Below are 14728 nucleotides of genomic sequence, written 5' to 3'. Positions count from 1 at the left end.
AATGATGCTGATGCAGCATCATGGCCGCTATGCATTTGTCGCATATGTGGCCGTGGCGCGTCGGGGACCGTCGTCTCAGCCGGCGTCCTGGCGCTGGCGGTGGGCGACGATCTCCTCGATCACGAAGTCGCGGAAGGCTGCGACGCGCTTGGAATGGCGCAGTTCCTCCGGATAGGCGAGGAACACCGGGACCTCGGTGGACTCCACATCCGGCAGGACGCGAACGAGATGCGGGAAATCCTTGGTCAGGTAATCCGGCAGGACGCCGATGCCGAGGTTCGACAGCACCGCCTGCAGCACCCCAAAATAGTTGTTCACCGTCAGGGTCGAGGCGATGTTGTAGGCCATCAACGTCTGCGTCAGCGCGGCGCCGGCGGCGACCTGGGGGGTGTGCGGCGCCTGGCAGAGCAGGCGGTGATGCGACAGATCCTCCAGCTCCACGGGCGTGCCGCGCTCGTCGAGGTACTGGCTGGAGGCGTAGAGCCGCATCCGGATGTTCATCAGCCGCTTGCGGATGAGGTCGGCCTGGCTCGGCTCCTTCATGCGGATCGCCACGTCCGCCTCGCGCATCGGCAGGTCGAGGACGCGTTCCTCCAGCATCAGGTCGATCTTCAGGTCGGGGTAGCGGGCGTAGAGCTTGGAGAGCCGCGGGGCGAGGAAGAGCGTGCCGAAGCCGGTGGCGGTGGTGACGCGCAGCTCGCCGAAGACCTCGTCCTCGGTATCGCGGATGCGGGCCTCGGCGGCGTCGAGGCGCTTGACCATGGCCGAGGTCGCCTCGAACAGCAGCTCGCCCTGTTCGGTGAGAATCAGGCCGCGGGCATGGCGGTGGAAGAGGGTCGTCTTCAGGCTTTCCTCGAGCGCACGAATCTGGCGCGAGACGGCCGATTGCGACAGGTGCAGCGCATCACCTGCATGGGTGAGGCTGCCGGCGTCGGCCACCGCATGGAAGATTCTGAGCTTGTCCCAATCCATCACGCAACTCTGTTTTATTTGTCGGACGCTAACATGGCCGCCGCTTACCTAGTGAGGAAATCTGGCTTGTAAATGACTTTTTTGAACAAGAAGTTCTTTGTAGGTCAGCTTTTTTGACCTACCATTGAGGGGTTCCTAGCGCCTTGGGGAGATGCGCCATGAGCCTTCAGAATGTCCAGCTTTCCGACCGGTTCGACCTGGAAAAATCACCTGTTCTGTTGAACGGGACACAGGCGCTGGTGCGGCTGATGCTGATGCAGAAGGCGCGCGACAGGGCGGCGGGGCTGAACACGGCGGGCTATGTGACGGGCTATCGCGGCTCGCCGCTTGGCGCGGTGGACCTGCAGATGGCGCGGGCGAAAAAGGAGCTTTCGGCGGCCGACGTGCTGTTCCAGCCGGGCCTGAACGAGGATCTCGCCGCCACCGCCGTCTGGGGCAGCCAGCAGGCGGAACTCAGGGGCGAGGGCAAGTTCGACGGGGTCTTCGCGCTCTGGTACGGGAAGGGGCCGGGGGTCGACCGCTCGGGCGACGTGATGCGGCATGCCAACATGGCCGGCTCCTCGCCCAGGGGCGGTGTGCTGATGGCGATGGGGGACGACCATACCGGCGAAAGCTCCACCACGCTGCACCAGTCCGACTGGGCAATGCTGGACGCCTACATGCCGATCGTCTCGCCCGCCGGGGTGCAGGAGATCCTCGACCTTGGCCTTTACGGCTGGGCGCTGAGCCGTTTCGCAGGCGTCTGGGTCGGGCTTAAGACGATGAAGGACACGATCGAGGCGACCGCGGTGGTCGATGGCGACCCGAACCGCCTGCAGTTCGTGACGCCCGAGTTCAAGATGCCGCCCGGCGGCCTCAACATCCGCCTGGTCGACACGCCGGTACTTCAGGAAGCGCGGATGATCGACTTCAAGCGGTTCGCGGCGGAGGAATTCGCCCGGGCGAACCGGATGGACAAGCGCGTCTGGGGCAAGCCGGGCGCCAAGATCGGTTTCGTCGCCGCCGGCAAGAACTGGCTGGACCTCGTCCATGCGCTGAGCCTTCTGGGGATCGACGCCGACGAGGCCGAACGGCTGGGGATCACCACCTACAAGGTGGCGCAGACCTGGCCCCTGGACATGACCTCGTTCCACGAATGGGCCGAGGGGCTCGACCTGATCGTGGTGGTCGAGGAGAAGCGCAAGCTGATCGAGGTGCAGGTGAAGGAGGCGATCTTCGAGGATCGCCAAGGCCGCCGCGTCTACGGCTGGCACAAGGGCGACACCTGGGAACACGGCCGGCGGATGGAGCTGTTCCCGACGCGTTACGCGCTCGACCCGATCCTGATCGCCGAGAAGCTGGGCGAGATCCTGGTGGAGGAGGGGCGCGGCACGGACCGCCTGAGGGCCGGGCTGCAACGCCTTGAAGAGGCACGGAAAGCCGATAACGCGCAGGACATCGCGGCGCGGCTGCCGTACTATTGCTCGGGCTGCCCGCACAACACCTCGACCAAGGTGCCGGAAGGCAGCCGCGCCTATGCCGGGATCGGCTGCCATTACATGGTGCAGTGGATGGACCGCTCCACCATGGGGTTCACGCAGATGGGCGGCGAGGGCGCGAACTGGGTGGGCGAGGCGCCGTTCTCGACGCGCGCGCATGTCTTCCAGAACCTCGGCGACGGCACCTACAACCATTCCGGCGCGCAGGCGATCCGGGCGGCGCTGGCGGCCGGAACCAACATCACCTTCAAGATCCTGTTCAACGACGCCGTGGCGATGACCGGCGGACAGAAGAACGAGGGCGGGCTTTCGGCCGACCGCATCGCCCGCGAGATCCAGGCGATGGGGGTGAAGAGGATCGCCATTGTCTATGACGAGAAGGAGAAGCCGGAGCTTTCGCAATTCCCCAAGGGGGTGGAATTCCACGAGCGCGAGGCGTTCATGGCGGTGCAGGAGAGCTTCCGCGAGATCGAGGGCGTCTCTGCCATCATCTACATCCAGACCTGCGCGGCCGAGAAGCGGCGGCGGCGCAAGCGCGGGCAGTTCCCGGACCCCGACAAGCGGGTGTTCATCAACACCGATGTCTGCGAGGGCTGCGGCGACTGCGGGGTGCAGTCGAACTGCGTCTCCATCGTGCCGGTGGAGACGGAGCTGGGGCGGAAGCGGGCGATCGACCAGTCGTCCTGCAACAAGGATTTCTCCTGCCTGAACGGCTTCTGCCCGTCCTTCGTGACGCTGCAGGGCGCGAAGGTGAAGAAGGCGGCGACCCGGGTGGTGGAGGTGCCGGACCTGCCGGCGCCCGTGCTGCCCGCGATCCGGGGCACGCATAACGTGGTGATCACCGGCGTCGGCGGGACCGGCGTGGTGACCGTGGGCGCGATCCTGGCCATGGCGGCGCATCTCGACGGCAAGGGCGCGGGGATGATGGAGATGGCCGGCCTCGCCCAGAAGGGCGGCGCGGTGCATATCCACTGCCGGATCGCCGAGCGGCCGGAGGATATATCCGCCGTGCGCGTCGCGGTGGGCGAGGCCGACGCGGTGATCGGCGGCGATCTGGTCACCACTGCCGGGGCAAAGACGCTGGGGCTGATGACGACCGGGCGCACAGGCGCGGTGGTCAACAGCCACCAGATCATCACCGGGGAATTCACCCGCAACACGGAATTCCAGTTGCCTTTCGGGCGGTTGGAGCTTGGTCTTGAAGCGCGGCTGAAGGAGCGGCTGAGCCTTTTCGACGCGTCGGAACTGGCGCGGGCGCTTCTGGGCGACTCGATCTATTCCAACATGATGATCTTCGGCGCGGCCTGGCAGAACGGGCTGATCCCGCTATCCGAGGAGGCGATCCTGAAGGCGATCGAGCTCAACGGCGCGGCGGCGGAGGCCAACAAGCGGGCCTTCGAACTGGGCCGCTGGGCGGTGGTGCATCCGGAGGAGGCCGCCGCGAAAGCCGCGCCCAAGGTGGTCGCCCTGCCGAAGACGCTGGCCGAGAAGATCGCGTTCCGCGCCGATCACCTTAAGGCCTACCAGTCGCGCCGCTATGCCGCGCGCTACCGGAAGTTCGTCGACCGGTTCGAGGAGCCGAAGCTGAAGGAGGCGGTGGCGAAGGCCTATCACAAGCTCCTTTCCTACAAGGACGAATACGAGGTCGCCCGGCTGCATCTGCAGACCGCGAAGAAAGCGCAGGAAGAGTTCGGCGGCGATTTCCGCATGACCTTCCACCTGGCCCCGCCGATCTTCGGCCACAAGGGCGCGGGCGGGCGGCCGGCGAAGCGCGAATTCGGGCCCTGGGTGCTGCGGCTCTTCCGGGTTCTCGCGTCGATGAAGCGGCTGCGCGGTACGGTGCTCGACCCGTTCGGCCGCTCGCAGGAGCGGCGCGCGGAGCGCGCGGCGATCAAGGCCTATGAGGCGGAGATGGCCGAGGTTCTCGGGGGCCTGAAGCCGGAGACGCTGGATATCGCGGTCGAGATCGCCGAGCTGCCGCTGCAGCTGCGGGGCTTCGGGCCGGTGAAGGCCGCCAATGCCGAGAAGATCGCAAAGCGGCGCGCGGCGCTGATGGCGCGGTTCCGGGCGGGCGGCGAGCCGGTGCGGGAGGCGGCGCAATAGCCGCAGGGGGCGACGTCACGAAACCTTCATTCGTGCTGGAGAAAATACCCCCGGCGCGCTATCAGCGCGCCGCAAACGGTCATCGAGTCGCGTGATGAAATCCAACCGGGTCACCAGCGAGATCAGCTACGCCCATTCCGCGCGTTCGCGCAGCGGACGGGTGATGATCCGGGCGATCGAGAATTCCACCGGCCGCCTCCGCCTGATCCGCCGCGCCGGCGGCTACGAGCATGAGGTCGCCCGCGGCCAGAGCTTCTGGGAGGTCATCGCGGCGCGCTACGGGCTGACGCTGGAGCTTGCCGGCGGGTCGCTGTCGCATATCCCGGCGAACGGGCCGCTGGTGGTGATCGCGAACCATCCCTACGGCATCCTCGACGGGCTGATGCTGGGGCTGCTGCTGGACCGCATGCGCGGCGATTTCCGCATCCTGGCCAACAACGTCTTCCGTCGCGCGCGCGAGCTTGACGAGGTGGTGCTGCCGATCTCCTTCGACGAGACGCGGGAGGCCACGCGGCTGAACCTGGAAACGCGGGCGACGGCGCTCGACTATCTCGGCCGCGGCGGCGCCGTGGGAGTGTTCCCGGGCGGCACCGTCTCGACCGCGCTGAAACCCTTCGGGCAGCCGATGGACCCGGGCTGGCGGAACTTCACCGCGAAGATGATCGCGCGATCGGGCGCCACGGTGGTGCCGGTGTTCTTCGACGGTCACAACAGCCGCCTTTTCCAGCTTGCGAGCCACCTGCACCCGACGCTGCGGCTGGCGCTGCTCATCAAGGAATTCGGCCGCCGGGTGGGCGGACCAGTGCGGCTGGTGGTGGGTGAGCCGATCCCCGCCGCACGGCTGGCGCCGCTCAAGTGCGACCCGAAGAAGATGATGGATTTCCTGCGCCGTTCGACCTACGAACTGTCCCCGAGGCCCCTCAAATCCTTCGATCTCGGCTACGAGTTCGACGAGAAGTACAAGGGCTGACGCCGGCGCACCTGCCGGCGGGGCAGGAGACGGGCGATGGCGGTTGGGATCTTCGATTCGGGGCTCGGCGGGCTCACGGTGCTGGACGCGGTGACGCGGCGGCTGCCGGATGTGCCCTTCGTCTATTATGCCGACAGCGCCCATGCGCCCTACGGGGTGCGCACGCCGGACGACATCTTCGAGCTGACCTGCGCCGCGGTCGAACGGATGTGGGCGGAAGGCTGCGACCTGGTGATCCTGGCCTGCAACACGGCCTCTGCCGCCGCGCTGAGGCGGATGCAGGAGAAATGGGTCCCGGGCGACAAGCGTGTGCTGGGTGTCTTCGTGCCGCTGATCGAGGCGCTGACCGAGCGGCAGTGGGGCGACAACTCCCCCCCGCGCGAAGTCGAGGTGAAGCATGTGGCGCTGTTCGCGACGCCGGCGACGGTGGCCTCGCGCGCCTTTCAGCGGGAACTGGCGTTCCGCGCCATCGGCGTGGACGTGGAGGCGCAGCCCTGCGCGGGCGTGGTCGACGCGATCGAGCAGGGCGACGAGATCCTGGCCGAGGCGCTGGTGCGCAGCCATGTCGAGGCGCTGAAACGGCGGATGCCGCATCCGGAGGCGGCGATCCTGGGCTGTACGCATTACCCGCTGATGCAGCAGGTGTTCCAGGCCGCGCTGGGTCCGGAGGTGCGGCTTTATTCGCAGGCCGCGCTGGTGGCGGAGAGCCTGGCCGATTACCTTGCCCGGCATCCGGAGTTCCTGGGTCCGGGCACGGCCTCCCGCTTCCTGACGACGGGCAACCCGGCCTATGTGTCGGACAAGGCGGTGCAGTTTCTGCGCCGGCCGATCCGCTTCGAGGCGGCCTGAGACCATGCTACCGATTGGCGCAGGCCCCTCGACAGGGGCGCGAGGCGGGTCCACATTTTTCCGGCTCGAGTCGGAGGCGCGATGAAAGGGCTCAAGAAGAAGCGGCGGGTGCAGATCATCGTCGTTGCGGCGGTGTCGCTGGCGGTTTCCACCGCCATGATCGGCTATGCGCTGCGCGGCGGGATCAACTATTTTCGCACGCCAAGCCAGATACTTAGCGAGCATATTTCACCCCGCGAGGTGTTCCGGGTCGGCGGGCTTGTGAAGGCCGGTTCGATCAAGCCGACGGACGGGGTGGATTTCACCTTCGTGGTCACCGACGGCAAGAAGGAGATCCCGGTGGACTATGTCGGCGCCTCGGCCAAGCCCGATCTTTTCGAGGGCGGCAAGGGGACGGTGGCGACCGGGACGTGGAACGGCAAGGTGTTCCGCGCGACGCAGATCCTTGCCAAGCACGACGCCAATTACATGCCGCGCGAGGTGCTCGACGCGCTGAAGAAGGACGGCATGTACGTCAAGCCCGGTTCGAGCTGACGCCGGCGCGGCCCGGACGCGGGCGGCGAGGCCCGGACGCGGGCGGCAATCGTTAAAGCGGTGTTGAGGCAGCGCCCCGGGATCCGGGGCGTTTCTGCATCTCGTCTTCCAACCCACTGAAGTGGCGGAAAAAAGAGAATACCGTAAAAGCACCGCTTTTGCACCGCTTTCGCACCGGTCCGGCGTTCCGAACATGTCCGGCCGCCCGCCGCCGGGCGGGGCAGCGTGCGGTGCCCAAGGGCGGTGTTAACCCTCCCGCAGGAGGCTTCCCCGATCAGAGCCGGGGGAGCGCCATGGACCGTGTCGAGGAGATTGCCCGCCAGATCGTTGCCCGGGAGGGGGGCTTTGTCGACGATCCCGCCGATCCGGGCGGGCCGACGAACCACGGGGTGACGCTGGCGACCCTGCGGCGGCTGAAGCTGGACCTCGACGGCGACGGGGCGGTGACGGTGGCCGATCTCAAGGCGCTGACGTCGCAGCGGGCGGCGGAGATCTTCGTGGCGGAGTATTTCCGCGCGCCCCGGCTGGACCTGCTGCCGGAACCGCTGCAGCCGGAGGTCTTCGACATGTACGTCAATGCCGGGGCCGAGGCGGTGCGGCTGCTGCAGCGTCTGGTGACGCGGATGGGCTTTGCCTGCGCGGTGGATGGCGTGGTCGGGCCGCAGACGGCGGGGGCGGCGCGGAACGCGGCGGCGCAGGCGCCGGGGCATATCGTCGATGCCTACGGGATCGCGCGGCGGAACACTTACTACGCGCTGGCCGATGCCCGGCCGGCCCTGCGGAAATTCGCCCGGGCGCGGGATGGCGGCAAGGGCGGCTGGATCATGCGGGCTGAGAGTTTCATCGCGCCGCGATACCGGCTGACGGCGGAACAGCATGCGGGGAGGTGCGCGGCATGGGGCTGATCGGGAAGGTGCTGGGGCTGGGCGACGCGGCGCAGGCCGTGGGCCAGTCGGCGGCGCGGCTGGCGGAGGTGTTCACGCCCAACCGGACGCAGGAGATGGCGCTTTCGGCCGTCGCCTACGAGGCCGCGCTGGCAGAGGCGGGGGCGGAGTTCTCAAGCACGGGGACGGGGCGGTTCGACCGCTTCGTGAACGGGTTGAACCGGCTGCCGCGGCCGCTGCTGGCGCTCGGCACGCTGGGGCTTTTCATCTACGCGATGGCGGATCCGGCGGGGTTCTCGCTGCGGATGCAGGGGCTCGACCAGGTGCCGGAGCCGCTGTGGTGGCTGCTGGGCGCGGTGGTGTCGTTCTACTTCGGGGCGCGGGAGGCGCATTATTTCCGCGCCGGGCGGGGGGCGGCGTCGTCCGCGCCGCGGCCCGCGCCGGTGCCCGGACCGGAGGCCGCGGCGCTGGCCGGGGACAATGCGGCCCTTGCGGAGTGGGAGCAGGGGCGGATGCGCTGAGGGGCAGGCAGGCGCAGCCCGGCGCTGGGGCGCCGGGCGGGGCTGCGTCACGGATCGCTGCCGGTCGCCCAAAAAGTGACTGCACGACCGCGACATCGGCGCACAGGGCCATTGGCGGCCCGTGCGGGTCCGAATATGATCGCGCCATGGTTACGGAACTCGGTCACTTCGCCCTCGTGCTGGCGCTCGCCGTCGCGGTCCTGCAGATGGTCATTCCCCTGATCGGCGCCCAGAAGGGCTGGACCGGGTGGATGGCGGTTGCGGAGCCTGCGGCGACGACTCAGTTCCTGCTGATCGCCTATGCCTTCTTCGCGCTGATGTGGGCCTATGTGACCGACGATTTCTCGCTTCGCGTGGTGGTGGAGAATTCTCACACGCTGAAACCGCTGCTTTACAAGATCGCGGGCACCTGGGGGAACCACGAGGGGTCGATGCTGCTCTGGGTGCTGATCCTGTCGGGCTTCGGGGCGGCGGCGGCGGTCTTCGGGGGGAACCTTCCGCCGCGGCTGAAGGCGCGGGTGCTGGCGGTTCAGGCCTCGATCGGGGTGGCGTTCCTGATCTTCATCCTGTTCACCTCCAACCCCTTCGTGCGGCTGGCTTTTCCGCCGATGAACGGGCAGGGGATGAACCCGCTTCTGCAGGATCCCGGCCTCGCCTTCCATCCGCCGTTCCTCTACCTCGGCTATGTCGGGCTTTCGATGGCGTTCTCCTTCGCCATCGCCGCGCTGATCGAGGGGCGGGTGGACGCCGCCTGGGCGCGCTGGGTGCGACCCTGGACGCTGGCGGCCTGGATGTTCCTGACGATCGGCATCGCGATGGGGTCCTGGTGGTCCTATTACGTGCTGGGCTGGGGCGGGTTCTGGTTCTGGGACCCGGTGGAGAACGCCTCGCTGATGCCGTGGCTCTTCGCCGCGGCGCTGCTGCATTCCGCCATCGTCGTGGAGAAGCGCGAGGCGCTGAAGAGCTGGACGATCCTGCTGGCCATCCTCGCCTTCGGGTTCTCGCTGATCGGGACGTTCCTGGTGCGCTCGGGCGTCATCACCTCGGTTCACGCCTTCGCCGACGATCCGCAGCGCGGGATCTATATCCTCGCGATCCTTGGCGTCTTCATGGGCGGCGCGCTGACGCTTTATGCCGCGCGGGCGGGCGCGATGGAGGCCAAGGGCCTGTTCGGCGTGGTGAGCCGGGAGACGGCGCTGATCCTGAACAACGTGCTGCTGGCCGTGGCCTCTCTGGTGGTCTTCGTCGGCACCGTCTGGCCGCTGATCGCGCAGATGGCCTTCGACCGGAAGCTTTCGGTGGGCCCGCCCTATTTCAACCTCGTCTTCCCGCCGCTGATGATCGCGCTTGCAGTGATGATCCCCTTCGGCACGCTGATGCCGTGGAAGCGGGCCCGGCTGGCGCGGGTGGCGCGGCCGCTCTGGGCGGCGGTGGCGCTGGCGGTGGCGCTTGGCGCGCTGGCCTGGGCGATGCAGACCGGGCGTTCGGCCTTGGGGCCGGTGGGTCTGGGGCTTGGCGCCTGGCTGGTGGCGGGCTCGGTCGTCGATCTGCTGAGCCGGTCGGGGCGTGGCCCTGTCGGGGCGCGGCTCGGGCGGCTGGCGCGGCTGCCGCGGGCCGACTGGGGGCGGGCGGTGGCGCATGGCGGGCTTGGCATCGCGATCTTCGGGGTCTGCGCGGTGCTGGCCTGGCAGGTCGAGGTGATCCGCGTGACCAAGGTCGGCGAGAGCTTCGCGCTTGGCCCCTACACGGTGACGCTGAATGACGTGCACAAGGCCCAGGGGCCGAACTACCGCGCCACGGTGGCCGATGTGAAGGTCAGCCGTGCCGGCGCGCTGGTGACGGAGCTGCATCCCGAGAAGCGCTTCTACCCGGTGGCGGGGATGCCGACGACCAATGCCGGGATCTCGCGTGGGATCTTCCGCGATCTCTACATCGTTGTGGGCGACGAACAGGCCGATGGCGGCTACGACACCCGCAGCTACATCAAGCCCTTCGCCGACTGGATCTGGCTTGGCGCGATCCTCATGGGGCTGGGCGGGCTGCTGAGCCTGACCGACCGGCGCTACCGCGTCGCGGCGGGCGCCCGCAAGCCGGAGGCCGCGCAGGTGGCGGCGGAATGAGGCGGCTGGCGCTGATCCTGGCGCTGGTGCTCGCGCCGCTCGCGGCGCAGGCGGTGCTGCCGAGCGAGATGCTGAAGGACCCGGCGCTGGAGGCGCGGGCGGAGAAGATCTCGCAGGGGCTGCGCTGCCTCGTCTGCCGCAACGAGAACATCGACGACAGCGACGCGGCGCTGGCGCATGATCTGCGGGTGCTGGTGCGGCAGAGGCTGCTGGCCGGGGATACCGACAAGCAGGTCGTGCAGTACATCGTCAACCGCTACGGCGAATACGTGCTGCTGAAGCCGCGGGCGAACGGGGCGAACCTGATCCTCTGGGGCTCGGCGCCGGGAATGCTGATCTTCGGGCTGGGCCTCGTCGCGGTCTACCTGCGCCGCCGCAAGCGGCAGGGGGAGGAGACCCCGGCGCTTTCGGCCGAGGACGAGGCGCGGCTGGCGCAGATCCTGAAGGAATGACGCGCCGTCCCGCTGGTCGAAGCGCGCGGCGCGCGGCATAGTCGACCCGATCAAGGGAGGCGGCGATGGCATTCGACACGATCCGGTACGAGACGGCGGAGGGCGTGGGCGTGATCACGCTCGATCGGCCGGAGCGGATGAACGCGCTCAATTCGGCCATGCGGGCGGAGATCGCCCGGGCGGTGGAGGAGGCCCCCGGCCATGGCGCGCGGGCGCTGGTGATCACCGGCGCGGGGCGGGCCTTCTGCTCGGGGCAGGACCTCAGCGATGCAGCGCTCGGCACCGGCGATCTGGAGCAGGTGCTGCGCGACGAATACGAGCCGATGCTGAAGGCGATCGCGGCGGCGCCGCTGCCGGTGATCGCGGCGGTGAACGGGGCGGCGGCAGGGGCAGGGGCGAACCTCGCGATTTGCTGCGACGTGGTGATCGCGGCGGAGAGCGCGGTCTTCGTGCAGGCCTTCACCAAGATCGGGCTGATGCCGGATGCCGGTGGCACCTGGCTGCTGCCGCGGCAGGTGGGCTTCGCCCGCGCCATGGGGGCGATGCTGTTCGCCGAGCCGGTGACGGCGCGGCAGGCCGTCGACTGGGGCATGATCTGGGAGGCGGTGCCGGACGATGTCTTCGCCGCCCATTGGCAGGCGCGGGCGCGGGTGCTGGCGGAGGGGCCGACGCTGGCGCATGGCGCGCTGAAGGCCGCCGTCCGGGCGGCGATGGCGAATGATTTCGAGAGCCAGCTTGGCGTCGAGGCGCGTCTTCAGGCGCATTGCGGGCTGACGGAGGATTTCCGCGAAGGGGTTGCGGCCTTCCTTGAAAAGCGCAAGGCCCGGTTCAGCGGGCGCTGAGCGCGCCCGCCGGGCCGCCGGGGGCCCGACCCGGGCCCGGCTCTCTCAGCGGGGAAGCAGGCTCGCGGCGCGGGCAAGCTCGGTGATGCCCTCCCAGTCGCCCTTGGCCATCAGCTCCTTCGGCGCGACCCAGCTGCCGCCGACGCAAAGCACGTTGGACAGGCCGAGGTAGTCGGCGACGTTCTTGGGGCTGACACCGCCAGTGGGGCAGAACTTCACCTGCGGGATCGGCGCGCCGATGGCTTTCAGCGCCGGGGCGCCGCCGTTGGCCTCTGCCGGGAAGAACTTCTGCACCGTGTAGCCGCGTTCGTAGAGCGCCATGACTTCAGAGGCCGTGGCCGCGCCGGGCAGGAGCGGCAGGTCCGCGCCCTCGCAGGCGTCGAGGATGCGGTCCGTCGCGCCGGGCGAGACGCCGAAGCGCGCGCCCGCGGCCTTGGCTGCGGTGACATCGGCGGGGGTCAAGAGCGTGCCGGCGCCGACGACGCCGCCCTCGACCTCGGCCATGATGCGGATCGCCTCCAGCGCCACGGGGGTGCGCAGCGTCACCTCGAGCGCGGGCAGGCCGCCGGCCACCAGCGCCTCGGCCAGCGGGCGGGCATGGGCGAGATCGTCGATGACGAGAACCGGGACGACGGGGGCGAGGCGGCAGATCTCCGCGGCCTTGGTCGATGCGTCTTGCGGGGTCATGGAGCCTCCTTCGGGCGTCGTGGGTCTTCGCGCCGGCGCGGGGCGCCGGCTGCTTCTTCTTGGTTCAAATACTCCCGCCGGAGGCAAGAGATTTTTTGCCCTGCCGCCCCGGCCTGGTGCCCGGGGCGGCGGCCCGTGTCAGACCACCGTCGCGGCGCCGCTCGTCGAGGGGCCGGCGTTCTGGCGGAAGACCTCGAAAAGCTCGCGGCCGATGCCGTGGGTGTTGGCGGACAGGTCCGCCTGGACCGCCGGGCGGCTGTCGAAGTCCTCGGCGAGGACCTCAAGCGTGCCGGCGTTGGCGTCGAGGCGGACGCGGTCGCCGTCGCGCAGCCGGGCGATCGGGCCGCCCTCTGCCGCCTCGGGGGAGACATGGATCGCAGCCGGCACCTTGCCGGAGGCGCCGGACATGCGGCCGTCGGTCACCAGTGCCACCTTGAGCCCGCGGTCCTGCAGGACCGAAAGCGTGGGGGTGAGCGAGTGCAGTTCCGGCATGCCGTTGGCGCGGGGGCCCTGGAAGCGGACCACGACCACGGTGTCGGAGGTGAACTCTCCCGCCTTGAAGGCCGCCTTCACCTCTTCCTGGTCGTGGAAGATGCGGGCGGGGGCCTCGATCACGTGCCGCTCGGGGGCGACGGCGGAGACCTTGATGACGCCGCGGCCGAGGTTGCCGGAAAGCTGCTTGAGCCCGCCCTCCGGCTGGAACGGCGCTTCATGCGGACGCAGGATCCTGTCGTTCAGCGTCGTGGCCGGGCCATCGGCCCAGCTGAGCGCGCCGTCGATCATCTTCGGTTCCTTGGCGTAGAGCGCAAGGCCGTCGCCCACGACGGTCTTGGCGTCGGGGTGGAGGAGGCCGGCCTCCAGCAGTTCGCCGATCAGGAAGGCGAGCCCGCCCGCGGCGTGGAAATGGTTCACGTCGGCCAGTCCGTTCGGGTAGACCTTGGCCATCAGCGGCGTCACCGCCGAGATCTCGGCGAAATCCTCGAGATCCAGCAGGATGCCGGCGGCGCGGGCCATGGCGGGCAGGTGCAGGACGAGGTTCGTCGAGCCCCCCGTCGCCATCAGCCCGACGATGCCGTTGACGAAGGCGCGTTCGTCCAGGATGTCGGCCACGGGGCGGTAGTCGTTCCCCAGCGCGGTGATCTGGGCGGCGCGTTCGGCGCCGGCCGTTGTCAGCGCCTCGCGCAGCGGCGTGTTCGGGTTCACGAAGCTCGCGCCGGGCAGGTGCAGGCCCATGAACTCCATCAGCATTTGGTTGGTGTTGGCGGTGCCGTAGAAGGTGCAGGTGCCCGGCCCGTGATAGGCCGCCATCTCGGCCGCCATCAGTTCTTCGCGCGTCGCCTCGCCGGCGGCGAAGCGGTTGCGGACCTTGGATTTCTCGTCGTTCGGCATGCCGGAGGTCATCGGGCCGGCAGGCAGGAAGACCGCGGGGATATGGCCGAAGGTGGCGGCGGCCATGACCAGGCCCGGCACGATCTTGTCGCAGACCCCGAGGTAGAGCGCCGCGTCGAAGCAGTTGTGCGAGAGGGCCACGCCCGCGGCCAGGGCGATCACGTCGCGCGAGAAGAGCGAAAGCTCCATTCCTGGCTGGCCCTGGGTGACGCCGTCGCACATCGCGGGCACCCCGCCCGCGACCTGCGCCGTGGCCCCGGCGCGGCGCGCAGCGGCGCGGATCAGATCCGGGTAGTGCTCGTAAGGCTGATGGGCGGAGAGCATGTCGTTATAGGCGGTCACGATCCCGATGTTCGGCGCCCGGCCCTGGGCGAGGGAAAGCTTGTCCTCGCCCGACGCGGCATAGGCGTGCGACTGGTTCGAGCAGCTCAGATGCGCCCGGGCCGGACCTGCCTCGGCCGCGCGGGCGACCTGATCGAGATAGCGGCGGCGGGGCGCCTCGGAACGGGCGCGGATCCTGTCGGTGACGCGGGCGATGGTGCTGTCGAGGGGCATGGGCGCTCCTTTCTTGGGCCGGTCGGAGGCGGCGGCGGGCAGTCAGGTTCGGCTGCGCTCTAACATAGACCGTTAGCGCTAACAATTCAAATTCTCGGCGCAGGCTTGTTGAATCTGCAAGGCGGAGTTGCGGGATAGGCGTTGGAAAGGGCAGCGCGTTTGACCTAACCTTCGGGGCAGGGAGGCGATCCTGATCAAGGAGTGCCTGAGATGAACATCGGTTATGTGAGCCCGGAGATCGTGGAACGGGTCCAGCGCGAAGCGCAGGCAATGCGGGCGGAGATGATCCGCCGGGCCGTCGCCCGGCTGGTCCGCCACCTGCGGCTGCCGCACGGGCGCTCGGCGCTGCGCGGGGCCTGAGCCCCGAACGTT

Annotated in this window: 13 protein-coding genes; 10 read left to right on the top strand and 3 right to left on the bottom strand. The window is 68.9% G+C overall.

What is annotated here, in order from left to right; all coding sequences use genetic code 11:
• Window positions 1-75 precede the first annotated feature (75 nt).
• A complete protein-coding gene (locus EIP85_RS13905) occupies window positions 76-972 on the bottom strand; it encodes a LysR family transcriptional regulator (protein ID WP_127902796.1) in 897 nt (298 codons plus the stop codon).
• Between the two features lie 158 nt (window positions 973-1130).
• On the opposite strand from EIP85_RS13905, the gene EIP85_RS13900 reads away from it, so the two are divergent.
• The 9 genes from EIP85_RS13900 to EIP85_RS13860 all read left to right on the top strand — a co-directional run bounded on the left by EIP85_RS13900 (window position 1131) and on the right by EIP85_RS13860 (window position 11725).
• Entirely contained in the window at window positions 1131-4553 is a 3423-nt protein-coding gene (locus EIP85_RS13900) for an indolepyruvate ferredoxin oxidoreductase family protein (RefSeq protein WP_127902795.1), read from the top strand.
• A gap of 94 nt (window positions 4554-4647) precedes the next feature.
• Window positions 4648-5523 (top strand): lysophospholipid acyltransferase family protein, encoded by an 876-nt coding sequence (locus EIP85_RS13895; protein WP_127902794.1) that lies wholly within the window; start codon window positions 4648-4650, stop codon window positions 5521-5523.
• 36 nt (window positions 5524-5559) lie between these two features.
• Window positions 5560-6372: a glutamate racemase gene (gene murI, locus EIP85_RS13890; RefSeq protein ID WP_127902793.1), complete on the top strand. Its 813-nt coding sequence runs from the start codon at window positions 5560-5562 to the stop codon at window positions 6370-6372.
• Between the two features lie 81 nt (window positions 6373-6453).
• Window positions 6454-6906, top strand: a complete 453-nt coding sequence (ccmE, locus tag EIP85_RS13885; RefSeq protein WP_127902792.1) for a cytochrome c maturation protein CcmE — start codon at window positions 6454-6456, stop codon at window positions 6904-6906.
• Window positions 6907-7199: 293 nt separating this feature from the next.
• Complete coding sequence (locus EIP85_RS13880) at window positions 7200-7811, top strand: holin-associated N-acetylmuramidase (protein WP_127902791.1); 612 nt, start codon at window positions 7200-7202, stop codon at window positions 7809-7811.
• Window positions 7802-8311: a holin family protein gene (locus EIP85_RS13875; protein WP_127902790.1), complete on the top strand. Its 510-nt coding sequence runs from the start codon at window positions 7802-7804 to the stop codon at window positions 8309-8311. Before EIP85_RS13880 ends, EIP85_RS13875 begins: the two co-directional genes overlap by 10 nt.
• A 146-nt stretch (window positions 8312-8457) precedes the next feature.
• Complete coding sequence (locus EIP85_RS13870) at window positions 8458-10431, top strand: heme lyase CcmF/NrfE family subunit (protein ID WP_127902789.1); 1974 nt, start codon at window positions 8458-8460, stop codon at window positions 10429-10431.
• Window positions 10428-10883, top strand: coding sequence for a cytochrome c-type biogenesis protein (locus EIP85_RS13865; RefSeq protein ID WP_127902788.1), 456 nt, complete (start codon window positions 10428-10430; stop codon window positions 10881-10883). The genes EIP85_RS13870 and EIP85_RS13865 overlap by 4 nt, the downstream gene beginning before the upstream one ends.
• A 65-nt stretch (window positions 10884-10948) precedes the next feature.
• The gene (locus EIP85_RS13860) at window positions 10949-11725 is read left to right on the top strand and encodes an enoyl-CoA hydratase-related protein (RefSeq protein WP_127902787.1); all 777 of its coding nucleotides are present in this window, start codon (window positions 10949-10951) and stop codon (window positions 11723-11725) included.
• 45 nt (window positions 11726-11770) lie between these two features.
• Here EIP85_RS13860 and EIP85_RS13855 read toward each other — a convergent pair whose 3' ends face one another.
• Window positions 11771-12412: a bifunctional 4-hydroxy-2-oxoglutarate aldolase/2-dehydro-3-deoxy-phosphogluconate aldolase gene (locus EIP85_RS13855; protein WP_127902786.1), complete on the bottom strand. Its 642-nt coding sequence runs from the start codon at window positions 12410-12412 to the stop codon at window positions 11771-11773.
• Window positions 12413-12550: 138 nt separating this feature from the next.
• Complete coding sequence (gene edd, locus EIP85_RS13850; RefSeq protein WP_127902785.1) at window positions 12551-14356, bottom strand: phosphogluconate dehydratase; 1806 nt, start codon at window positions 14354-14356, stop codon at window positions 12551-12553.
• Between the two features lie 210 nt (window positions 14357-14566).
• On the opposite strand from edd, the gene EIP85_RS22810 reads away from it, so the two are divergent.
• A complete protein-coding gene (locus EIP85_RS22810) occupies window positions 14567-14716 on the top strand; it encodes a hypothetical protein (RefSeq protein ID WP_164871737.1) in 150 nt (49 codons plus the stop codon).
• Window positions 14717-14728: the final 12 nt, after the last annotated feature.

Origin of the sequence: Solirhodobacter olei (genome assembly GCF_004010155.1) — a bacterium.
Lineage (GTDB): Bacteria > Pseudomonadota > Alphaproteobacteria > Rhodobacterales > Rhodobacteraceae > Solirhodobacter > Solirhodobacter olei.
The sequence above is the reverse complement of the archived record's forward strand: the minus strand, read 5'-3'. Positions and strand labels throughout refer to the sequence as shown.

Bases quoted from the DNA above. Each gene is read 5' to 3' on its own strand.
- EIP85_RS13905 (WP_127902796.1), bottom strand. From the start codon at position 972: ATGGATTGGGACAAGCTCAGAATCTTCCATGCGGTGGCCGACGCCGGC.
- EIP85_RS13900 (WP_127902795.1), top strand. From the start codon at position 1,131: ATGAGCCTTCAGAATGTCCAGCTTTCCGACCGGTTCGACCTGGAAAAA.
- EIP85_RS13895 (WP_127902794.1), top strand. From the start codon at position 4,648: ATGAAATCCAACCGGGTCACCAGCGAGATCAGCTACGCCCATTCCGCG.
- murI (WP_127902793.1), top strand. From the start codon at position 5,560: ATGGCGGTTGGGATCTTCGATTCGGGGCTCGGCGGGCTCACGGTGCTG.
- ccmE (WP_127902792.1), top strand. From the start codon at position 6,454: ATGAAAGGGCTCAAGAAGAAGCGGCGGGTGCAGATCATCGTCGTTGCG.
- EIP85_RS13880 (WP_127902791.1), top strand. From the start codon at position 7,200: ATGGACCGTGTCGAGGAGATTGCCCGCCAGATCGTTGCCCGGGAGGGG.
- EIP85_RS13875 (WP_127902790.1), top strand. From the start codon at position 7,802: ATGGGGCTGATCGGGAAGGTGCTGGGGCTGGGCGACGCGGCGCAGGCC.
- EIP85_RS13870 (WP_127902789.1), top strand. From the start codon at position 8,458: ATGGTTACGGAACTCGGTCACTTCGCCCTCGTGCTGGCGCTCGCCGTC.
- EIP85_RS13865 (WP_127902788.1), top strand. From the start codon at position 10,428: ATGAGGCGGCTGGCGCTGATCCTGGCGCTGGTGCTCGCGCCGCTCGCG.
- EIP85_RS13860 (WP_127902787.1), top strand. From the start codon at position 10,949: ATGGCATTCGACACGATCCGGTACGAGACGGCGGAGGGCGTGGGCGTG.
- EIP85_RS13855 (WP_127902786.1), bottom strand. From the start codon at position 12,412: ATGACCCCGCAAGACGCATCGACCAAGGCCGCGGAGATCTGCCGCCTC.
- edd (WP_127902785.1), bottom strand. From the start codon at position 14,356: ATGCCCCTCGACAGCACCATCGCCCGCGTCACCGACAGGATCCGCGCC.
- EIP85_RS22810 (WP_164871737.1), top strand. From the start codon at position 14,567: ATGAACATCGGTTATGTGAGCCCGGAGATCGTGGAACGGGTCCAGCGC.